The organism is Paraburkholderia bannensis NBRC 103871 (assembly GCF_000685015.1).
Classification (GTDB): Bacteria; Pseudomonadota; Gammaproteobacteria; order Burkholderiales; family Burkholderiaceae; genus Paraburkholderia; species Paraburkholderia bannensis.
Genome location: NZ_BAYA01000010.1, coordinates 43178 through 64267 on the forward strand (window position 1 = coordinate 43178; position 21090 = coordinate 64267).

The 21090-nt window shown below is 63.4% G+C and carries 17 protein-coding genes; 7 read left to right on the top strand and 10 right to left on the bottom strand.

Features of this window, described 5'->3' with window-relative positions; genetic code table 11:
* The first annotated feature begins 41 nt into the window (after positions 1-41).
* Complete coding sequence (locus BBA01S_RS17335; protein WP_027817569.1) at positions 42-758, top strand: pentapeptide repeat-containing protein; 717 nt, start codon at positions 42-44, stop codon at positions 756-758.
* 31 nt (positions 759-789) lie between these two features.
* Here BBA01S_RS17335 and BBA01S_RS17340 read toward each other — a convergent pair whose 3' ends face one another.
* From BBA01S_RS17340 to BBA01S_RS17370, 7 genes are all read right to left on the bottom strand, one after another.
* Positions 790-3195: a penicillin acylase family protein gene (locus BBA01S_RS17340; protein ID WP_322787826.1), complete on the bottom strand. Its 2406-nt coding sequence runs from the start codon at positions 3193-3195 to the stop codon at positions 790-792.
* A gap of 239 nt (positions 3196-3434) precedes the next feature.
* Positions 3435-4889, bottom strand: coding sequence for an amidohydrolase family protein (locus tag BBA01S_RS17345; RefSeq protein ID WP_042297441.1), 1455 nt, complete (start codon positions 4887-4889; stop codon positions 3435-3437).
* Between the two features lie 34 nt (positions 4890-4923).
* Positions 4924-5760 carry an ABC transporter permease gene (locus BBA01S_RS17350; protein ID WP_042297442.1) on the bottom strand — a complete coding sequence of 279 codons (837 nt, stop codon included), beginning with the start codon at positions 5758-5760 and terminating at the stop codon, positions 4924-4926.
* Between the two features lie 11 nt (positions 5761-5771).
* A complete protein-coding gene (locus tag BBA01S_RS41560) occupies positions 5772-6599 on the bottom strand; it encodes an ABC transporter ATP-binding protein (protein ID WP_052391769.1) in 828 nt (275 codons plus the stop codon).
* Between the two features lie 2 nt (positions 6600-6601).
* Complete coding sequence (locus tag BBA01S_RS17360; RefSeq protein ID WP_027817573.1) at positions 6602-7636, bottom strand: aromatic ring-hydroxylating oxygenase subunit alpha; 1035 nt, start codon at positions 7634-7636, stop codon at positions 6602-6604.
* Between the two features lie 38 nt (positions 7637-7674).
* Positions 7675-8682 (bottom strand): ABC transporter substrate-binding protein, encoded by a 1008-nt coding sequence (locus BBA01S_RS41565; RefSeq protein WP_084162236.1) that lies wholly within the window; start codon positions 8680-8682, stop codon positions 7675-7677.
* 482 nt (positions 8683-9164) lie between these two features.
* Positions 9165-9881: a tetratricopeptide repeat protein gene (locus BBA01S_RS17370; RefSeq protein WP_027817574.1), complete on the bottom strand. Its 717-nt coding sequence runs from the start codon at positions 9879-9881 to the stop codon at positions 9165-9167.
* 2 nt (positions 9882-9883) lie between these two features.
* Here BBA01S_RS17370 and BBA01S_RS17375 point away from each other — a divergent pair, with 2 nt between their 5' ends.
* From BBA01S_RS17375 to BBA01S_RS41570, 3 genes are all read left to right on the top strand, one after another.
* Positions 9884-10735, top strand: coding sequence for a hypothetical protein (locus BBA01S_RS17375; RefSeq protein WP_218004246.1), 852 nt, complete (start codon positions 9884-9886; stop codon positions 10733-10735).
* A 534-nt stretch (positions 10736-11269) separates the two neighbouring features.
* Positions 11270-12421, top strand: coding sequence for a porin (locus BBA01S_RS17380; RefSeq protein ID WP_027817576.1), 1152 nt, complete (start codon positions 11270-11272; stop codon positions 12419-12421).
* 268 nt (positions 12422-12689) lie between these two features.
* Entirely contained in the window at positions 12690-13103 is a 414-nt protein-coding gene (locus BBA01S_RS41570; RefSeq protein ID WP_245641511.1) for a DUF4148 domain-containing protein, read from the top strand.
* Positions 13104-13202: 99 nt separating this feature from the next.
* Here the strand turns inward: BBA01S_RS41570 and BBA01S_RS17390 are convergent, their stop codons facing one another.
* Positions 13203-14369, bottom strand: a complete 1167-nt coding sequence (locus BBA01S_RS17390) for an NRAMP family divalent metal transporter (RefSeq protein WP_245641524.1) — start codon at positions 14367-14369, stop codon at positions 13203-13205.
* Positions 14370-14645: 276 nt separating this feature from the next.
* Here BBA01S_RS17390 and BBA01S_RS17395 point away from each other — a divergent pair, with 276 nt between their 5' ends.
* The gene (locus BBA01S_RS17395; protein ID WP_027817578.1) at positions 14646-15863 is read left to right on the top strand and encodes an MFS transporter; all 1218 of its coding nucleotides are present in this window, start codon (positions 14646-14648) and stop codon (positions 15861-15863) included.
* A gap of 31 nt (positions 15864-15894) precedes the next feature.
* Here BBA01S_RS17395 and BBA01S_RS17400 read toward each other — a convergent pair whose 3' ends face one another.
* The gene (locus tag BBA01S_RS17400; RefSeq protein ID WP_042297448.1) at positions 15895-17325 is read right to left on the bottom strand and encodes a cytochrome P450; all 1431 of its coding nucleotides are present in this window, start codon (positions 17323-17325) and stop codon (positions 15895-15897) included.
* Positions 17326-17435: 110 nt separating this feature from the next.
* On the opposite strand from BBA01S_RS17400, the gene BBA01S_RS17410 reads away from it, so the two are divergent.
* Complete coding sequence (locus BBA01S_RS17410) at positions 17436-18368, top strand: AraC family transcriptional regulator (protein WP_027817580.1); 933 nt, start codon at positions 17436-17438, stop codon at positions 18366-18368.
* A gap of 27 nt (positions 18369-18395) precedes the next feature.
* Here the strand turns inward: BBA01S_RS17410 and BBA01S_RS17415 are convergent, their stop codons facing one another.
* Positions 18396-18617 carry a hypothetical protein gene (locus BBA01S_RS17415; protein ID WP_027817581.1) on the bottom strand — a complete coding sequence of 74 codons (222 nt, stop codon included), beginning with the start codon at positions 18615-18617 and terminating at the stop codon, positions 18396-18398.
* 597 nt (positions 18618-19214) lie between these two features.
* Between BBA01S_RS17415 and BBA01S_RS17420 the strand changes: the two genes are divergently transcribed.
* Positions 19215-20996, top strand: coding sequence for a phospholipase C (locus BBA01S_RS17420; protein ID WP_042297450.1), 1782 nt, complete (start codon positions 19215-19217; stop codon positions 20994-20996).
* The last annotated feature ends 94 nt before the right edge of the window (positions 20997-21090 follow it).

Consider the following 21090-nt stretch of genomic DNA (forward strand, 5'->3'; position numbering starts at 1 on the left):
GACAAGACGCTGCGCCCTCTCACGATGAGGAGTCTGTACCGATGCGCAGCCATACCCAGGAACCCGCCCCCGCAGAAGGCACGCTATTCAGCGAATCGACCTTCGATCGCGACGATCTCGTGCGCCTGCTTCGCGAATGCGGCGACACGCCGACCTTCGAGCAATGTGATTTCAGCGGTGAAGATCTTTCGCATCTCGACTTTCGGGGCGCGCGATTCACGCGCTGCAATTTCGGGCAAGCCGTGCTGGAGCACAGCGAACTCGCCAGGACGCGCTGGCTGGCGTGCAAAGGCGCCGGAGCGCGGTTTCGCTATGCCAACGCGAGCGACGCGCGCTTCTGCCAGAGCGACCTGAACAATACCGACTGGACTGGATCGAAACTCGCTTCGGCGACATTCACCGGCGTGAAACTGACGGGCGCGCGTTTTGTCGACGCGCGCACGCTCGGGCTGGTCTTTCACGATTCCCTGCTGGTCGGCGCAGACCTGCGCGGACTCTCGTTTCGCAAACAGACGCTCGAAGGACTGAACTTCTCCGATGCGGATCTATCCGACTGCGACTTTCGCGATGCGGTTTTCGAAGGCGGCAGCCTGAGAAATGCATTGCTGCGAAACAGCAAATTCGATGGCGCCGATCTACGCTCGGTAGACCTAAGTGGTTTGCGGCTGGCCGACGTGCTGCAGCATCTCAAAGGCACGATTCTGTCCGTCGATCAGGCCGTGATGCTGGTGGGCGATTGCGGCGTGCGGGTGATGTAAGCCGTCGGCTTGCGTCAGCTTATGGCGCCGTTTATGGCGCCTTGCTCGCACCGTCGGCGGTAAGTGTCAGTGTATGCACTGCCGGGCCTGGCAGAAACGGAGTCGCGTCGCCGTGCACCCATGCTTCGTGGCCTGCAATAAAGTACGGCGACAACGGATTGCCGGACTGCCCGCCCGGCATTTCGAAGATCCCGTCCTTTTCACGTCCCGGCGAGACGACGAAACGCTCGGACGCACCAAAGGCGGGCAACTGCACGCGCGGCATATTGATGTCGCCTGGCAACGGGTCAGGCGGCGTGCTGAGCCAGCCACGCACCCACGGCAGCCACGTCGGCACCATCCGCGCAAACGGATGCGCGATGGCCGAGCGATTGCGCTCGCCCCAGCGCGCATCGGCGAGCTTCGTGCCAGGCGGCAGCTGCGCGATCGAGTGGTCGATGCGCTCCAGCATGAACGCCTGCCAGTCCTTGAAGCCGTTGGGTATCCATGCGTGATGATCGGCAAGCGTCTCCATCGTCGCGCCATTGCGCGTGTTCGCCGCGCGATAGCCAAGTTCAGGCGCAAGCGCGCCCAGTTCCTTGTCGAGCGGGCCGAACCACGCATCGTATAGCGAGAAATAGAACGCGCGCAGCAGCCGGTAACCAACGGCATCCACATCGGCGCGGCCATTCCAGCTCTCCACCAGCCGACGAAATTCCGCGCGCTCGGGATGGCCCTCCAATGCGCGCGGATCGAGTGCGTCGAGCGCGACCCGCCGCCAGTACTCGATCCAGAAAGCGCGGTCGTCCGTCTGCACCGCCAGCATGTCGTGAGCGCTTGCGTGCGGCAGCGCGAGCAGATCGTTGCGGATCTGCGTCGCACGCGCGCCGAGATCGGTACCCGCGTCGCCAATGCGCGCGACATCGGCCAGCGGCAGCGTGCGGTTATTCGCAGTCCAGAGGCGGCCCGCTGCTGGATCGACGCGCACTGGATAGTCGCCGCTCGACCGATACCCTTGCCAGCCGGTATACGTGTCCGAACTAAACGGCATTGCGGCGAGCGCCGTCCCGGCCGCGCCTGCATCCGCGAAGCGCGGCAGCGGCCCGGCAAGCGTCCAGCCGATATGGCCCTGCGCATCGGCCACCGTGAAGTTCTGCGTGGGCACGCCGAAGGTCGAAGCGGCGTGCAAGGCATCCGCGACATGGGTGATGGCTTCGAGCTTCGCGAGATTCAGGTTGACCGCCTGCGGATCCTGCGCGACCCAATGCAACGCATAGGCACGCGTACCCACGTCAAGCTGCGGCCCCCAGCGCGTCTGCATCACCGGCAGATCGACGCTCGCACCGCCTTTGACGCCAAGACGCTCATGGAGCACCTGCGCCTTCTCCCACGCGCCGCCAGGCACACGGTAACGCGATGGATCAGCGGGATCGCGCTGCAATTCGATCAGGTCGACGAAGCGTCCATAGCTGTTCGTGAACGCCCACGCGATATGGCCATTGCTGCCCGCCACCACCAGCGGCGTTCCCGGCAAGCTGACGCCCGTGATGCGGCGCATGCTGCCATCGGGGGCGGGATAGACCATGGAGATCCGGTACCAGATATTCGGCAACGACAGGCCAAGGTGCATGTCGCTCGCGACCAGCGCACCACCATCCGTGGCGTGCGCGCCATCGACAGCAAAGCTGTTGCTGCCGATCATCCCCCCAACCGCACTAACCGCGCCCACGCTGCCGACGAAACCCGGCACGCTGGCCAGCCATCGCGAGGCTTGCGGCTCGCTGTCCGCAGCCCGATGCAGCGTTTGCAGCCACGGTGGCGATGCGGGCACGGCGAGCGACGATGCCGCTAACGCGTCCTCGGCATCGAGCGGTGCATCCCAATGACTCGTCGCGGGCAACAGGAATGCGAGCAGGTCGGCGGGCAAGCGCTCGCGCAACGCCGCGCGCGACAGCACATGCCTAACCTGGTCGTACTGAAGATCGAAGTACATCGCATATACGGCAAGCAACGTGTCCTCGGCGCGCCATGACACTGGTTGCGTACGCAACAGCCAGTACTCGAACGGCCGCGCACGCAGCGAGCGCAGGCCATCATTGACGCCTGCCGTGTAGCGCTCGATCAGTTGCCGCTGATCCGCGGGCAACGCGGCCAGCGCAGCCTGGGCGTGGGCGCGAAAGCGCAAAGGCCGGTCGCGCCGATCCAAAGGCAGCGCGGCTGGCCCGATGAGCGCGCTCATTTCGCCAGCAGCCACGCGACGCAGCAGATCCATCTGGAAGTAGCGATCCTGTGCGTGCAGAAACCCGCTCGCATACGCGACGTCGTCACGCGTGCGCCCCTGCACCGTCGGCACGCCGAACGCGTCGCGTTCGATCGTCACCGCTGCCGATAGCGGCGCCGCCCGCGTGCCATCCAGTTGCGGCAGGCTCGCGCGCAAAGTCAGCCAGGCGGCGAGCACGCCAGCAGCCACAACGACGATGACAACCCCTGGCAGAACGCGCCGCCAGGCGCGCCGCCGCTTGCGAGGAAAAGGCCCAGCAGGATCTTGATGGAATGTGCGCGACACGGTTCACGGATGGCAGGACGAGGTGGACTGGCGGCGTGGCCCTTCGCTTGCCCTTCGGCCCAGCGCGCAACCGCATCATGCCATGCAGCGTGTTGAACTATCGTGTCACATGCCGCGACGCCATCATGCGCTCAAGTCTCTGCCATCAGCGCGCGCACAGCCGCACGCGCCTCGCGACCGAGCGCCTCCATATCGAGTCCCGGAATCGCATCGTCGGCCACGACGCGGCTGCCCGCGGCAAACAGCGCTTTCAAAGCAGGCCGGCCGCCGCTCGCCACCGGGCCGATGGCCGGATCGTGCAAACCAAAGTAACGCGGATCGTCGAGCCGGTAGATCGCCAGGTCGGCGGGCGCGCCAGGCGCGATGCGTCCCAGCTCGTTCAAGCCCAGCACGTCCGCGCCACCCGCGGTGCCCCAGTGGATCACGTCCTCCACGCTCGCCGCGTGCGCCCCGCCCTCGAAGGTGCCACCCGCATAGGCGGGTCGCGCCGCCATGCCCGCACGCGCGCGCTGGGCGAGCCACGTCATGTGCACTTCGGAGATCATGTCGGCAGCTTCGTTGGAAGCCGCGCCATCCACGCCTATCGACACCGGCACGCCCGCCGCGGCAAGATCGTTCAGTGGACAGATGCCGCTGCCCAGGCGTCCGTTGCTTTGCGGACAGTGCGCCACGCCCGTGCGCGTCTGGCCGAGCAGCGCGATTTCGTCGGCGTCGAGCTTGACGAGATGCGCGAACCAGACGTCGCTGCCGAGCCAGTCATGTTCGCCGCAGAACGCAACAGGCGAGCAGCCATGCATCGTTTGCGCGCTGTCCTGGTACGACACGGTCTCCGACAGGTGGCTATGCAGACGCAAGCCGAGCCGCCGCGCAAACGCCGCGCTCTCGCGCATCTGCGCTGGCGAGATCGAATAGAGCACGGTGGTCGGCGCCATCGCGACACGCTGCATCGCGCGCGGCGACGGATCGTGATAGCGCGCGGCCAGGCGTTCGATATCGGCGAGATAGTCGTCGAAGGATTCAGGGCGCAACGCCGTAGGCAATTCGGCTTCCAGTTGGCGCGTGCGCGTCGCGCCGCCACGCAGCAGCACGAAACGCAGGCCCAATCGTTCGGCCTCCTCAAAGAGAATGGCGGAGCTGTCGAACGGCATCTGCGGGTAATAAAGATAATTGTGATCCGCGACCGTGGCGCAGCCCGAGCGCGCCAGCTCGATCAAGCCGATGCGCGCCGCCAGACGAAAGCGCGCTTCGTCGAATCCCGCGCGAAAGCGATACGGTGTGGCGGCAAGCCACGGCGTGAGGCTCGCGTCGAGACCCGCGCGATCACCCTTGAGCAGCGACTGGAACAGATGATGATGCGTGTTCACCCATGCCGGGTAGATCACGCAATCGGTTGCGTCCACAACCTGTTCGCCTGGCAGCGGCGCGAGTGCGCCGATCGCTTCGATACTGTCGCCGCGCAGGCGGATATCTGGGCCTTCGAGCCGCGTCGCTTCGCCCGCGCGCGGGTTGCCGCCCGTCATGATCGCGGCCGCGTTGCGGATCAGCGTGGAAGCGTTGTTCGATGCTGTCGATGTAGTCGATGTCATAGGCTGTGCCTCGCCATAAAGGGATATACGCGCGTCACAGTTCGCTCTCGTGCCAGCCGCGCAGGCAGACACGCGACAGCCACACCGTGAGGCCAAACAGCACCACGCCCGTCACGGTGATGAGCAGGAGCGCCGCAAAAAGCCGTGGAATATTGAGCTGGAAGCCCGCTTGCAGGATCTGGTACGCAAGCCCTGCGCCGCTGCCACCCGTGCCCGCCACAAACTCGGCCACCACCGCGCCGATCAGCGACAGTCCGCTGGAGATCCGCAGGCCGCCGAAAAAATACGGCAGCGCGCTCGGGATGCGCAAACGCACCAGCGTATCCCAGCGCGATGCGCGATGGATGCGAAAGAGATTGATGAGTCCGGGATTCACGCTGCGCAATCCTAGCGCCGTATTGGAAATGACCGGAAACAGCGCGACGAGCATGGCGCACACCACCAGCGCCATCGTCGTGTCTTTCACCCAGATGATGATGAGCGGCGCAATGGCGACGACGGGCGTGACCTGCAACAGAATCGCATACGGGAAGAGACTCGCCTCCAGCAACGGACTCTGCACGAACAGCACCGCAATCGCAACGCCCAGCACGGTCGCCACCGCGAAAGCCAGCAAGGTGATCTTGAGCGTCGCGAGCAGGCTCGCAAACAGCAGCGGCCAGTCGATCACGAGCTGCTGCACGATCGCCAGCGGCGAAGGCACGAGATACGCGGGCACCGCGCCGAGCGTGCACCACGCCTGCCACACCACGAGCATCACCAGCCCGACGCACCACGGCGCCAATGCACGCGCAACACCGGGGCGACGCAGCAACGGCACGCGCGTGGGCTTAGCGGTGACTTCAACCTTGCTTGCGCCATCGATACTCATTGATTGCCCGCTCATGATTGCACCTCGCTGTGCGCCGGACTATCGGCGATGTTATGGGCTTCGAAATCCGATGCGCTATGTGCCTGCGAAATCAGCTTCGACAGCGCAACGCTATGCTCGACGAACGGCGCGCTGATACGCCACGCGTCGTCGCGCGCCGCTGGCCCTGCAATCGGCACGTCGGCGATCACCCGGCCTGGCCGCGCCTGCATCACGACCACGCGGCTCGACAGGAACACAGCCTCGTGAATGCTGTGCGTCACGAACACCACGGTCATGGCGCGCCGCTGCCACAGCGCGCGCAAATCGCTGTCCAGACGATTGCGCGTGAATTCGTCGAGTGCGCCAAAGGGTTCATCGAGCAGCAGCAGATCCGGCTCGGTCACGAGCGCGCGAGCCAGCGACGCACGCATCTGCATGCCGCCGGACAATTCGCGCGGCCGCGCGCCGCCGAACTTGCCCAGCCCCACGCCTTCGAGCGCCTCGCGCGAACGCGCGCCCGCTTCGCGGCGCGGCACGCCCGCGAGATCGAGCGGCAGCCGCACATTCTCGGCGACGGTGGCCCACGGCATCAGCGTGGCTTCCTGGAATACGAAGGAAAGCCGCCGCCCCGGCGACCCCACGCCTGCGAACGGGCCGCCCCACCAGCGCAGGTGGCCGTGCGTCGGCGCTTCTATGCCCGCGAACATCTTGAGCAACGTGCTCTTGCCGCAACCCGAAGGCCCGAGCAGCGAGACGAACTCGCCCGCCTCGATATCGAGCCGCACATCGTCGAGCGCAACAGTGCCGTTCGGATAGCGCTTGTCCACGCGCTGCACGGCCAGCAGAGGAATCGACATAGTCACTCCTGAGGTTCGATGCGGAACACTTCGCGTTCGCCATGCGCTTCGAGCAATTGCAGCAGCATGCGACGCATCAGCAGGCCGGGTTGATCGGATTCCATGTGACATTCCTGCTGACGCCGCACGTCGATGCACGCGTCGTAATCGGTCGCCTCCAGGATGTCACGGTCTTCGTCCGTGATCGGGCGATCCCAGTCGATCAACTCCTGCGTCGAGCACGCCTGCTCGGTATCGTTGCGATAGAGCCATTGCGACAGCATGATCGAGCGGTCGTCGATCGGCGTCGCGCAGTTGTAGATGATGTGATGAATGCCGCTTGCCGGATACACGCAACCAAAGCGCCGCGCAAACGGCATGAACCAGCGATTGAGCAGATGGCGCTCGGTGATTTCCTCGGTCGTGCCGGTGATGCGATGGCTCGCGACGGGATTGCGCACGGGCACGTGCGTCTGCGCCTCGAATCCCCATTCGTGCGGCCGGAACTCGTATTTCGACGGCTTCGGACTGTCGAACAAGCCAAAATTCGCCTTGTGCACGAAGCTGAAATGCGAGTTGTCGAAGGAGTTCTCCATCATGCGCAGCGGGCTCGTTTCCCAGCGCTCATAGAACTGCAGGATGCGCCGATAACCGGGAGCCGTTTCTTCGGGAAACTCGGGAATCGGCTGAAGCGGTTCGTCTAGCGCGACCCACGCATAGCCGTAGCGTTCTTCGCAACGATACGCGTCGACCACGGCGCGTGACGGAATCGCCGTGCCGTTGCTTTGCGGAATCTTCACGCAACGTCCGCTGCAGTCGTATGTCCAGCCGTGATAGCCGCAGGCGATATTGCCGTCCGCGTCGACAAAGCCCTTCGAGAGTTTCGCCGTGCGATGGCAGCAGCGATCGCGCAGCGCATGCGGTTTGCCGTCGGCGCCGCGCCAGAGCACGATCGGCACACCCAGCAGCGTGAATGGCTGGGGCCCCGCGTCGAGCTGCGACACCGGCATGATGGCGTACCAGAAGCGGCGCAGTACCTTCTGTTGCGTAACAAGCATCCTGTTTCTCCTCTTGCGAATTCATTCACGCGCGACGCTCAGGGCATGACCTTGAGGTTGTCGACGAATTTAAGTGTGTAGGCGCTGCGATAGTCGGTGTCGGACTTGAGCAGCCCGGCTTGCACCATGTAGTCGTAAGTGCGTTTCCAGCGCGCGTCGGTCATCGCGCCGATGCCGAGCGTGGACGCATCGCCGCCCGTGATGAGGCGCAGTTTCTTCATTTGCGCCACGCCGTAAGCCAGTTGCGCGTCGCTCATCTGCGGGTTGTCTTTCTTGATGAGCGCGTTAGCCGGAGCGGGATCGTTGAGATAGCTCTTCCAGCCTTCCATCGACGCCTTCACGAACCGCGACACGAGATCGGGCTTGTTTTGCAGGGTGTTGCGCATCGTCACGATGGTGGTGTTGTACGGCGGATAGCCCGCATCGGCGAACAGGAAGAAGTGCGTCTTCATGTGCGCCTGATCGGCCTGGAATGTTTCGGAGGTGGGATAGGCCTGCATGGCGACATCGCGATCCGCAAAGAACGGTTGCAGGTTGAAGGTATAGGGACGCGCCTGCGCGTCGTTGTAGCCGTACTTCGCCCGCAGCCAGGGCCACCAGCTCGTGCGGCCCGAACCGGCGACGAGAATCGTCTTGCCCTTGAGGTCGGCAAGCGTTTTCACATCGTCGTGCGTCAGCATGCCTTGCGGATCGAACTGAAACGATGCGGCCACGGTCGTCACGGGAATCTTCGACTCCACCGCGGAGAGCACCTGAAAGTCGTAACCGAGAATGAAATCGGCCTGGCCGCCCGCCAGCAGTTGCAGCCCATTGACCTGCGGGCCGCCCATGCGGATCGTCACATCGAGACCGTACTTCTTGTAGATCCCGGTAGCGACGGCCTGATAGAAACCGCCATGTTCGGCCTGCGCGTACCAGCTCGTTAGCAGCGTGACGTGATCGTCGGCGCGGGCGAGGCCCGGCAACGCCGCAACAAGGATCGTTGCGCACGCACTGAAAGAACGCGCGAGCCGAAGCCAGCGCGAAACGCGAAGCAGATTGCTCATGGAGAGACTCCGGGTGCTGTGGGGAATGACTGGACGAAGAATGACTGGACGAAGCCGGGCCGCGATGCGCAAGGGCACCGCTTCGATGTCGACAACGGGGGAATTCGTGTGGGGCCACTGCATCGCTCGCTCCTTGTTGGCGGAACCGGACGGTTCCGTTCAAACGCCGATCGACGATCGACGTGGGCGCACGATGCGCCCCAAGAGCAATGCCCCACGTTACCGGCTGCCTCAATGGCCGTGCCGGTCGCTAGCCGCTTCTACTCTGTGCCCTGCTTTAAGCGAGCTTCGTGCCAGTTGTGCGCGAAGCCCGTCTTTTGCGGTGTTTTTGCAGTACCGCCCGTGCTTTGCGGCAACGCGTTCACGCCGCTTGCTTCCACGTCCGCACCGCGACGCGGCAACCTCGCACCACGAGCGTGCGCGCATGCCCTCTTAAAGCAACGCCCGGGACAACGACCACGCGTGCACGGAGGAACATGCAACTATGGCAACTTCGCGACCCACAGCGCGAGTTGCGCTTCGCCATCTTTATCGAGCTTGCCTTTGAGTTGGCCATACCAGTTCGCGACGGACTCGGCCGACTGGCTGCCACGCAGGATCGTCAGGCTCTTTTCGAGGAACATGCCGAACGGCGGCACGCCGCGCATATAGAGGAACGTGGCATCGGTAATGCTCAACTGCGCATAGACATCGCGCATCCACGTGACATGCGGCAGCGCCTCGGCCAGATAACCGCCCTGAACCAGTGCCGACAGGAAATTCGTGCGCGCCGAAACATCGGATTGCTCGCGCGTCTCGTGATTGATCTGCGCGAACTTGATTAACCACGCTTCGCCTCGTTCGACTTCGCCGCACATCACCGACGTGCTGGCAAGCTGCAATGCGTTATGCGCCGACGGCTCCTGCTCGAACAGCGCGAGCCAGTATTTGAACGCCTCGGGATATCGGTCTGACTGCGAGCAGCTCAACGCGCACAACCGGTTCGCATCCGCAAAGCGATCCGTATAAGGCGTGGCAGCCGCGATCGCCTTGTCGTACTGACCGGCCTTGAATGCCGCCAATGCGTGCTTGAGTTCAGGCGCGATTTCGTCACCCGCCTCTTGCCGGGACGACGCATTCGTTGCCGATGCTGGCCCGGCTGCGCCGCTTTTTTCATCCCCGGTGCGCGATTTTCGGAACAGGCGGCTAAGCAGGCTCATCGTTGTCCTTGTCGTGTTGTGATGCTTCTGGCGGGCACACTATAGCCGAAAGATGCGGCGAGTTTAAATCGCTATCCATCGCGCATTTTCTGGCCTGTTCCAGCGTATTCCCCTTCGACATCGCCTTCCAGTTCGACGACAATCGCGGCAGAAATGCGCTGCCCATGCCGTGTCAATTTAGAGCCATAGGCAAGCATTCGCGCGGTTCAAAGAACAACTATCAGGAGTGTCAAGCCATGACGCTACAACAGGAACTGGACGACTTCTATCGACGCTGTGGTTTTGCGCCTTCAAAAGGCCCTCATCCACGCACTGTGCCGGTATTCACGGGCTGCCTGCTCGTGCCGATGCCCAATATCGAAACGCGGCATCGCTACCTCAAGTATCACGACATGCATCACATGATCACGGGCTTTAGCGTGGGCCGCATTGGCGAAGGCGAAGTCAGTGCGTGGGAACTGGGCACGGGTTCCATGCTCGCGTCGCCGCTGCTCGGCATCATGAACCTGATTGCCTTGTCCACCGGATGGGTCTTGCAGCCTCGCAGAATGTGGCGTGCATTTTCACTGGGGTGCCGCAGCCGCAATCTCTACAGCCCCAGGACGCGCCAAGCCATCGATACCGCGCAATGGGCCAATGTGGCCGCATTGCGCGCCGATTTCCTGGGCGCCAGGGACGGTCGCGGGCCTGGCTTATTGCGACGCGTGGAGTTCGCGGCTTATATCGCAGTGGCGATGATCATTCATGCAATCATCGCCGTGCCCGCCGTCATCTTGCGGATAGGCAGCGAAATGGCGACCGGCAAGCCCTTCATCGAGGCCATCAAACCCACCAAGCCAGAGCGTATTTTCTAGCAGCGTGGCGACACGCACGCACAATTCGCCATTGCCCGCCACCGCAATTTCGTCACGAGCTTATTGCGGAAAGTGAATTTATGCGCCGATTTCCTTGCCATACAATGCACTCAACTGTTTTTGTTTCAGACAGTTATCCACGCTTTATAGCCCCGCTCATGTAGCGGGGCTTTTTTCATTGCGCGCATTCGTCGCACTTTGCCTTATTTTCAGGCACTTTCCGCCTCGTCATCACGATCCGCGCCGCTGCAATTGCAGATCCGTCCGGCCGCGAACGGCCTCATGTCTTGCACGACATTCTTAAATCTTCCCGGCATGTAATAGATCCGGTTCGCGCGTGCAATTCAGGCCGCCAAGTCATTGATTCAATAAAATTAATTGCGCACACAACATACTGATCGGCAGCGAACCGATTATCAACGGGTGTCACAATTTTGCTACGGATTATTTATTGGGTCTTGCGCAGGGGGCGATGCGCAATATAGCCTTCGGGCCTTGAATCAAAAGCAGTTCCACAACAAAACGGAGTTACAGATGAAATCACGCGCCCTTACTCTCGCAGCGTTTGCCGCGTTCGGCATCGCTGGTGCAGCACACGCACAATCGAGCGTCACGCTCTATGGTGTCATCGATACGTCGCTCACCTACGTCAACCACTCGGCCGCGAACAAGAGCCTCTGGGCGCTCGGCAACAGCAGCAACGGCAACCTGGCCGGCACGCGCTGGGGCGTGAAGGGTTCGGAAGACCTGGGCGGCGGCCTCAAGGCAATCTTCCAGCTCGAAAATGGTTTCAACCCGTCCACGGGTGGCACGAGCTCGGGCGTGATGTTCGGCCGCCAGGCATTCGTCGGCCTCGCAAGCGACCAGTACGGCACGCTGACGCTGGGCCGCCAGTATGACCCGCTGGTCGACCTGATCCAGGGCATCACCGCCGACAACTACTTCGGCTCGGTGTTCGCAACGGCTGGCGACGTCGACAACTACGACAACAGCTTCCGCGTGAACAGCGCAGTCAAGTACACCTCGCCGGTCTACCGCGGCCTGCAGACCGAAGTCATGTACTCGTTCGGCGGCGTCGCTGGCTCGACGGGCGCGAAGCAGTCGTACTCGGCAGCACTCGCCTACAACAACGGCCCGCTGGCTGTTGCCGCTGGCTACTACTACGCCGCCAACAGCGCTGGCGACCGCGACGGCTGGTCGAGCACCTCGGACGGCACGTTCGACGGCCCGATCAACAACGGCTACGCAACGGCTCACTCGCTGCAGATCGCACGCGTGGCAGCACAGTACACGGCTGGCTCGTTCATCTTCGGCCTTGGCTACAGCAACGCACAATACGCGGCTGACGCAAACTCGGCATTCGACAACAAGCAGAAGTACAACACCGGACAAGGCTTCCTGGCATACCAGGCAACCCCGGCACTGCTGGTCGGCGCTGGCTACAGCTACACGCACGCAAGCGGCGATACGTCGGCGAACTACCACCAGTTCTCGCTGGGCGGCGACTACAACCTGTCCAAGCGCACCGATGTCTACGTGACGGCGGCTTACCAGCACGCAAGCGGCACGACGCGTGACGCGGACACGGGTGCAGTGACCTCGGCGCAAGCGTCGATCGGCTCGTATGGCTACGCCGGCACGGGCTCGCAGACCCTCGTGAACCTGGGCCTGCGTCACCGCTTCTAAGCACCGCCTCGAACGTGCGGCCGGTGCAATCCGGCTGCAACGTGCAAAAACGCCCGCAACGCTTTCGTGTTGCGGGCGTTTTTACATCCTCCGTCAGGGTCTTTTCGTGACGCGTGCGACTGCGTGAAATGAATTGCGTCCCTATTTCGTGGCGCGCACAACGAATTTATTCGGCGAATTCTTTCGGCGACTTTTTTCATCGTTTGCGGCATGCGTGGCACAACACATGCGCTATAGAGCGCACCCTTTGCCACTTCATGGGAGAACGATGATGAAGACGATCAAGCATGTTGCCGCCGTCGCAGCGCTCCTTGCCGTTCCGCTCACGGCTCTAGCGCAGGCCCAGACGCCGATCGTGGAGCCCGGTCTCGCGGGCAACGATGCTTTGACGCGCGCACAGGTCAAGCAGGATCAGACGCGTCTGGAGCACTCCGGCTACGACACGTCGGTGGGCGATCAGGCCTCGTATCCGCGTCAGGTTCAAGCCGCCGAGGCACGTGTGGGCCGTGAACAGGTGCGCGAAGTTTCAAGCGGCGAATACACGCCACAAGCGGCGCCGCAAGCAGGCAGCGGCTACGGCGGCGTGATGCAGGGTTCTAACGCATCGGGCGGGCCCGCTCGACCGGCGCAACCCGCGCATACTGGCGCGCCGGGCATGAAGCCGATCTATTTCGGCAATTAAGTGCGCTCGACGTGTAAGCATTTACGCCTGTGCGGGACGCGTTCAGGCACGCGTTAAAGCGCAACGCGCGGCGTCGATTCATTCGCATGCCGCGCCTTTTTATCGAGGGTGCCAACCTTGAATCGCGCCCCAGACACCCGCGGCGCAAACAATCGCGCCTACGACGATCACCAGCCACAAATAGAGCCCACGCGGACGAAGCGGCTTCGGCAACACGGTCACGCTGAGCACGACGAGCATCACCACGACGAACGGCAGCATCAACGCGTTCACGACCTGCGCCGCCACGTTCAAGGAAACGAGATCCGGCGAGACCCACACGAAACAGGCGCTTCCCGCGACGGATAGCGCATAGGCCGCGTAAAACCACGGCGCACGCGCAGGCCCCGCTTCCAGCGTAGCCTTGTAGCCGAACACCTCCCCCAGGCCCCACGCCAGCGCAAGCGAACTCACGATGGCCGCCACCAGCGCCGCGCCGAGCACCCCCGCGCCAAACAGCAGCCGACCCGCGAAAGGGCCCAGCTCGACGACCAGCGCATTGCCGATTTCGCCGATGCTGCCCAGCGAATGCGACTGTCCATGCGCCGATAACGTCGCTGCAGCCGCGACCAGCACCGCGCCAGTCAGGCATTGCGTGAGCACGGCGCCCACCGCCGTTTCGACCCGCGCCGATGCCAGGTTCCTCGCGCCAGGCGTATCGGCGACTGCCGCCTGCTGATAGAAAACCATCCACGGGTTGAACGTTGCGCCAATCAGCGCAGCAGCCAGATAAGCAAACTCGCGGCTGCCGAACGGCAAATGCGTCATGGCCTCGGTCACGCCGTGCAATTGCGAACGGGCGCTCCACGCAACGGCAAAAAACGCGAGATCGAAGACACCGATGGCGATGGCAATCCGGTCGACGCGCCTGTGCGAACCCGTCAGAACAATGCCGCACAGCACCGCGACGGCAAGCGGCAGCGAGACCGCGCGCGAGACGCCAAACATTTCCCCGACACCGGCCACGCCGGTCAATTCGGTCACGAGCGAGCCGAGCACGGCCACGATCAGCCCCGCTGCCGCGAGGCCCGCACAGACCGGCCCGAGACGTGCACGCACCAGTTCACCAAAACCACGGCCCGTGAACAGGCCCAGCCGCACGGTCAGTTCCTGCACCATGTAGAGCAGCGGCACGAGCGCCAGCAGCACGGGCAGCAGACGCAGCCCCGTTTGAGCGCCTGCCTGCGCGGCGGTCACCACGTTGCCGGCATCGCAGTCCGCCAGCATCACGAGCAGTCCTGGCCCCCAGGAGGCGAGCCGGGAGAAGCCAGGAAGCCATATCGCATTGCGGAGGGAGAAGCGCGCCATGCTGTTTGAAAGGATCGGAGGGGTGGCGTACCTGAGGCACGCGTCGCGCGATTGTAGCGTGAGCTTAGCGGCACGCCGCCGCAGCGGGTTCGCGAATTGCTCCTGCGGATTGCGCAAGACTGGTTGCCGTAGCGCCCGCGTATTTTCCCGACGACGCGGCATACCGGCAACGCCCTCCAATCAACCGATAACGCCATGCAAGCCACACTCGCGCTAGAGGCATTGAGCTTCTTCATGGCTGACGTGCAGGCAGGCATTGGCCCGTTTATCGGCGTGTTTCTGCTCGGACGCGGCTGGCGCGCCGACGAGATCGGCTCGGTCATGACGCTTGCCGGGCTCGCGGCGATGATCGCCACGCCGCTAGCCGGCGCGCTCGTGGACTCGACACGCTCCAAACGCACGCTGATCGTGGCGGCCACGCTTGTCGCGACACTGGCAACGCTGGCCCTCGTGTACGCGCGCAGTTACGCGGCCATCGCAAGTTCCCAGATCGTGGCGGCCGTGAGCGCATCGGTGCTGCTGCCCGCGCTTGCGGGCGTCACGCTCGGCATGGTGCGCTCGGGCGGATTCGACGTGCAGTTCGGGCGCAACCAGGTGGCCAATCACGCGGGCAACGTCGCGGGCGCTGCGCTCGCCGGATGGTTCGGCTGGCGCTATGGGTTCAACGCCGTCTTTGTGCTCGTGGCGCTCTTTGCCGTGTTTGCAATCGTGAGCGTGCTGCTCATACCTGCACAGGCAATCGACTATGCCAGCGCGCGCGGCATGGACAGCGATCGAAACGAGCGCCGCGAAACGTCGCTGCGCTCGCTCGCGAGGAACCGCCCGCTCGTCGTTCTCGGCGCTGCGCTGGCGCTCTTTCATCTCGGCAATGCCGCCATGCTGCCGCTTTATGGCATGGGCGTCGTGGCGGCGCATCGCGGCAACGCAAGCGCCTTTACCGCGCAGACCATCGTGATCGCGCAGTGCGTGATGATTGGCGCGGCGTGGCTGACGCCACGGCTTGTCCGCACGCAGGGTTACTGGGGAGTGCTGATGGTTTCATGGTGTTCGTTGCCAGTACGCGGCGCTCTGGCAGCGCTCTTCATGGACGGCGCCGGGGTCTGGCCGGTGCAGATCCTGGACGGCATCGGCGCGGGGCTGCAGAGCGTCGCCGTGCCGGCGCTCGTCGTGCGGCTCATGGAAGGCACAGGGCGCGTGAATGTTTCGCAAGGCGCTGTCGCCACCGCCCAGGGCGTCGGGGCCGCGCTCAGTCCCTTGCTGGGAGGCACGCTCGCGCAGCAGTTCGGCTACGCGGGCGCCTTTCTCGCGCTGGGGGCGGTCTCCGTTGGCTCACTGGCGCTATGGCTCTGTTTCGCCAATACGCTGCGGCCTGCGTGCGCGGCGTCTTCCGAGTCTTCCGCATCTTCCGTGTGAATTGCCCTGAGCGCGTCAGCCTCGCCACCGATCAAGCCTGCACAAGCGGCGCGCATCGATCTGCAATCGCAAGGTGCAACGGCTGATCGGGCCGCAGCGTCACGGCAAGCACCGGACGCGGCGGCGCTGCGTTCTCCGGCACGGACAACGTGAAGCGCTGCAACAGCATGGCGGCGATAACCGTCATCTCGGTCATCGCCAGATTTTGTCCCAGGCACACGCGCGGCCCCGCGCCAAAAGGGGTGTACGCGCCGCGTGGCAATTCTGGCGCGTCAGGCGCGAAACGCTCGGGCCGGAACACGTCGGGTTCAGGAAACCATCGCGCGTCGCGGTGCATCAGATGCACGGGGATCATGAACAGCGTGCGCGCCGGAAAATGCCATTCGCCCAGTCGAATGGCGCGCGTAGCGCGCCGGCTAAAGAGCACCGGCGCGACGGGATAGAGCCTCAGCGTCTCCTTGATCGTCTGCACCAGATAGCCGAGTTCCGGCAACGTGTCGACCGTCGGTGCGCGGCCTTGCAGCACACGCTGCACTTCCTCTCCCGCGACGCGTTGCGCCTGCGGATTCGAAGCCATGCACCAGGCCCACCACACCAGCGTCGCCGCCGTGGTTTCGTGTCCCGCCAGGAAAATCGTCATGCACTCGTCGCGCACGCCCTGGAGCGACAAGGCCGATCCATCATCGCGAGATTGCAGCAGGTGCGTCAGCAGATCGTCAGGCCACGCCTCGCGATTGAGATTCAAGCGGCTTTGCAAATGCCGCTCGATCAGTTCCTTCAGAGTCCTTAGCGCTTGCCGTTTCCTGCGTTTCCAGGGCATCCAGTCAGGCAGGCTGGCCGGCCAGTAGAACTCCGCATTGGCCGCGCTGCTGATCACGCGGATCGCTTCCTCGGCAAGGCGCACGTCCTCGCCGATATGGCTTGAAAACACCATTTGCAGAATCACGTCCATGGTCAGCATCGTGAGTGCGCTCTCGATGGGCCACTTCGCATCGGCTTGAGGCCAACGCGCAAACGCCTGCGTGGCTGCCGTGACGATCGCTGGTGTAAAGCCTTGCACGGCTTTCGACGAGAAACCCGGAACCAGCGCATGACGGCGAGTGCGCCAGGCGTCCCCTTCGGTCGTCAGAACGCTTTGACCATGCACCTGCGAAAATACGCTGACGGCGCGCTCCCAGCGGATCAATCCATCATGATGGGAAACAAGTAGCTCGCGCACCCGTTGCGGATCGGCGACGACGACATCATGCTCGGGCCAGATACGCAGATGCACGATGTCGCCATACGCCTTTTGCCAGGCCGCCAATGTACCGGGCAAATCGCGCGACATCGCGCCAAGCAGGCGCCATCCCGTGATGCCAGCAGGCGGCCCGGGCGGCCACGTACCGGCCGCCGCAGCCGGTGCAACCTGCGGCGGCGCATTGCGATGAAACGGACATTGATGCTCGGAAGGCCTGGTCATGGTGTCGACGGGGTGGTTATCCTGATCGCGATTCTGTACCCGACGCGCCGCGTTTTCTTGAACGCAAACGACATCGACAGCCTCAGCCGCCCTGTCTATACTGCGCGCTCATGAACCTGGAACCGCGCCTTTCGCCCTGCCCCGATCCGCTGATGCGTGCGCCGCTGGCATCGCTCGGCCACCGGCGTCCGTACGCGCGGCTCCATCTCGCGCCACCGGGTCTGCAAGGCGCCGTTGTCGCCGTGCTTTGCCGCGACACCCGCGGCTTCGCCTTAAGCGACGCGCAACGCCTGACGCATTTTCCCGCCTCGCCGATGGTGAGCCTCACGTGGTTTCAGGACGTCGATGCGGGACGCATCGAGCAGACCGACGAGGGCCCCGAATGGCGGCCATTCAATTCTGCAGTCCTGATATCCGGCACGCATTCCCATCCCACCACATGCTGGGCGCCAACCAGCGGCCGCGCCGGGATGGTGTGCTTCGATGCACACGCAGCACAGGCGCTGTTCCAGATCGACCTGGGCGCCATCCAGGATGTGATCGTCGATGCGCGCGAGCTGCTCGACAGCACGTGGCATGCGCTATTCGATGCGCTGGCCGCCTCGGACAGCGACGCGTCAGCGCTAGCCGCGCTACAGCAACATCTCACGCCGCGCTGGCGTGCGCTGAGCGGCGCCAGCACGATACTGCCGTCGCTGCGCGAAGCGGGCCGCTATTGGGTCAAGCGGCTCGCGTGGCAGGCTCACGAATGGGGGCGCTCGCATAGTCCGCGTCACGTCGAGCGGCGTATCAAGGCTTATAGCGGGCGCTCGATGCGCGAATGGCAAGCGCTCGTCAAGACCGAGAGCCTGTTTTTCAACGCACGCGCGCAATACGAAGCCGGCGAAGCGCTGGACTGGGCCGCGATTGCACACGACGAGGGCTTTGCAGACCAGGCGCATCTGAGCCGCGCCGTCAAGCGCCGCACGGGGTTTTCTCCCAACGAGTTCGCGCGGCGCTTCGCCGAAGACGAATCGTTCTGGGTCTATCGATTGTGGGTCTAGCCAGCGGGCGATGCAGGCCGGGCAGACTTACCGCTTCTGAAGAATGAAATTTGCCGCTGCGTAGCGCGCATTGCAGTTCCAGATTTCCTGGCCATCGCGGTAGAACGTCGCCCAGCCGTCCTTCACCGTGACGTCGGCTTTGGGGAACACCTCGCCGTGCCCATGCGCGGCTGCGGAGAGCGGGTTGTTCTCGCGGCAGGTTGCCAGGTACTCGCCGTTCTCCGGCACGTCGATCTTTGCCTCGTCCATCCTGTATTGCCGATTTGCTGTGGGTTCAAGGGCGCAAGTCTATCACCCGCCGTGTCGCCCCTCCTGCGCCCGTCCTGAGTGACCTGTCGTCGCTGCGACGCGATTGTGTGCGCCTCGATCTTTCAATGCAAAAGATGGAATCGACTTCCCGCACAAAAAGGCAATTGAAATAAAAACGAAATCCATTTTATATATTTCATTAAATTAATAACAGAACATTCATGGAATTTCGCGCCACTACATTCCCTTCTTTATACCGCATCATCAATCATTTAATTCCACGGCGTACAGCGCGCAATCACGCCGCCATGCTGTTACGACTGTAAATTCCCCGCTGTTTCCAGCGTCGCCAAGACTTTCATTCTCCCGTCGCAACAAGGCCTAAGATAGCCTCAATTCCCCACATTTATCGCAACAATTACGCGAATTACCCCATCAAATATTCGGAATTATTTATAAAAGTTTCACAATGGAATGGTTCAATGCGGCCACTTTGACGGCGCCATCAAAGAGCATCAATTGCATTGACTGCAATTCACCCACCGCTTGCTTTCAACCATCAAGACGAAGCGCCAATTAAAAACTGGAGCGCGCTGTATGCACCCAAGAAAAACCCTGCTATCCATTTCGTTCGCGGCGGCAGTCGTCGCGATCGCCGCGTGCGGCAGCAACAACAACTCGACGCCCACGTCGACGACCGCGGCTGTTTCCGCTCAGGACGCCCTCAAGACGGCCACGCCGATCAAGCACCTCGTGGTGATCTTTGGCGAGAACGAGTCCTTCGACCACTACTTCGGCACCTATCCGAACGCCCAGAACCCCGAAGGCGAACCGACGTTTACGGCGGCGGCCGGCACGCCCACCGTCAACGGCCTCACGTCGGCGCTGCTGACGGCCAACCCGACGGTCTCCAACACGAAGAACCCGAGCGGCACGAACATCAACCCGTTCCGCCTCGACCGTTCGCAGGCCGCCACGGAAAGCCAGAACCACAACTACACGCCGGAGCAGCTTGCAGCAGACGGCGGCGCGATGGATCTGTTTCCGCTGAACACCGGCAACAACGCGGTCGGCTCGGCCAACACGTTCGGCGAGCCGGGCCTCGTGATGGGCTACTACGACGGCAACACCGTCACGGCGCTGTGGAACTACGCGCAGCACTTCGCAATGAGCGACAACGCCTACACCGACACGTACGGCCCCTCTACGCCAGGTGCGATCTCGGTGATCTCGGGCCAGCACAACGGCGCCGTGGTGACGAAGAGCGGCGCGGTGGTCACGGGCAGCGCGACGTCGAGCCCGTCGACCGACGTGGTGTATGACCTGCAAGGCGGCTGGACGCTGACCGGCGACCTCGACCCGACCGGCGACGCCTGCACGGTCGCGGCCGGCTCGACCACGACGGCGGCGATGACGTCGAAGAACATCGGCGACCTGCTCAATTCGGGCGGCGTCACGTGGGGCGGCTTCATGGGCGGCTTCAACCTGCAGACCGTGAACGCGAACGGCACGACGGGCTGCAACCGCTCGACGTATTCGTCGGTGCTGGGCGCGAGCGAAAGCGACTACGTGCAGCATCACGCGTGGTTCCAGTACTACGCGAGCACGCAGAACCTCGCGCATACGCGCCCGTCCTCGGTCGCGGCGATCGGCTATACCGATCCGCTCGACAACACGGCCACGCCGGTGCATCACCAGTACGACGTCAACGACTTCTTCACGGCGGTCAAGGCGGGCAACTTCCCGTCGGTCAGCTTCCTGAAGGCGCCTGCCGTCGCCGATGCCCACCCCGGCAATTCCGATCCGCTGGACGAGCAGTCGTTCGTCACGAGCGTGGTGAACTTCCTGCAGCAGCAGCCGGACTGGAAGGACACCGCCGTCATCGTGACCTATGACGATTCCGACGGCTGGTACGACCATCAGTACATCGCGCCGACCACGTCTTCGTTCGATGCCACCACGGCTGAAACGACGGGCCAGACCACCAAGACCGCCGTCACGGGCGCCGACCAGCTCAACGGTGCGGGCGTCTGTAACGCCACGGGCGCGGTGCAAGGCGTGGGCGTCAATGGCGGCGCGGTGAATGGCCGTTGCGGCCCCGGCACGCGCATTCCGTTCCTCGTGATCTCGCCGTATGCGAAGCCGAACTTCGTCGATGGCACCACCGTGGTCACGCAGTCCTCGGTTGTGCGCTTCATCGAAGACAACTGGCTGGGCGGCGCACGCATCGGCCAGGGCTCGAACGACGCGAACGCGGGCAGCATCATGAACCTGTTCAACTTCGCGACCACGACGCCGAATGCGACGCTCTATCTCGACTCGAACAAGGGCACGCAACTCTCGTCCACGCCGGCAGCCATTACGGGGCCGTCGCTTTAAGCGCAACACCTGACCATCGATGAGCGTCTTCGCGTCATTGCACCCTTGACCGGAGATGCTCCTTTGCGCATCGGTTCGGCCCGCGCCGGGCCGA

Coding starts and splice junctions, on each gene's coding strand:
- BBA01S_RS17395 (WP_027817578.1), top strand. CDS start 14,646: ATGCAAGCCACACTCGCGCTAGAGGCATTGAGCTTCTTCATGGCTGAC.
- BBA01S_RS17400 (WP_042297448.1), bottom strand. CDS start 17,325: ATGACCAGGCCTTCCGAGCATCAATGTCCGTTTCATCGCAATGCGCCG.
- BBA01S_RS17350 (WP_042297442.1), bottom strand. CDS start 5,760: ATGAGTATCGATGGCGCAAGCAAGGTTGAAGTCACCGCTAAGCCCACG.
- BBA01S_RS17380 (WP_027817576.1), top strand. CDS start 11,270: ATGAAATCACGCGCCCTTACTCTCGCAGCGTTTGCCGCGTTCGGCATC.
- BBA01S_RS17410 (WP_027817580.1), top strand. CDS start 17,436: ATGAACCTGGAACCGCGCCTTTCGCCCTGCCCCGATCCGCTGATGCGT.
- BBA01S_RS17335 (WP_027817569.1), top strand. CDS start 42: ATGCGCAGCCATACCCAGGAACCCGCCCCCGCAGAAGGCACGCTATTC.
- BBA01S_RS17370 (WP_027817574.1), bottom strand. CDS start 9,881: ATGAGCCTGCTTAGCCGCCTGTTCCGAAAATCGCGCACCGGGGATGAA.
- BBA01S_RS41565 (WP_084162236.1), bottom strand. CDS start 8,682: ATGAGCAATCTGCTTCGCGTTTCGCGCTGGCTTCGGCTCGCGCGTTCT.
- BBA01S_RS41570 (WP_245641511.1), top strand. CDS start 12,690: ATGATGAAGACGATCAAGCATGTTGCCGCCGTCGCAGCGCTCCTTGCC.
- BBA01S_RS17415 (WP_027817581.1), bottom strand. CDS start 18,617: ATGGACGAGGCAAAGATCGACGTGCCGGAGAACGGCGAGTACCTGGCA.
- BBA01S_RS17420 (WP_042297450.1), top strand. CDS start 19,215: ATGCACCCAAGAAAAACCCTGCTATCCATTTCGTTCGCGGCGGCAGTC.
- BBA01S_RS17360 (WP_027817573.1), bottom strand. CDS start 7,636: ATGCTTGTTACGCAACAGAAGGTACTGCGCCGCTTCTGGTACGCCATC.
- BBA01S_RS17390 (WP_245641524.1), bottom strand. CDS start 14,369: ATGCTGGCGGACTGCGATGCCGGCAACGTGGTGACCGCCGCGCAGGCA.
- BBA01S_RS17345 (WP_042297441.1), bottom strand. CDS start 4,889: ATGACATCGACTACATCGACAGCATCGAACAACGCTTCCACGCTGATC.
- BBA01S_RS41560 (WP_052391769.1), bottom strand. CDS start 6,599: ATGTCGATTCCTCTGCTGGCCGTGCAGCGCGTGGACAAGCGCTATCCG.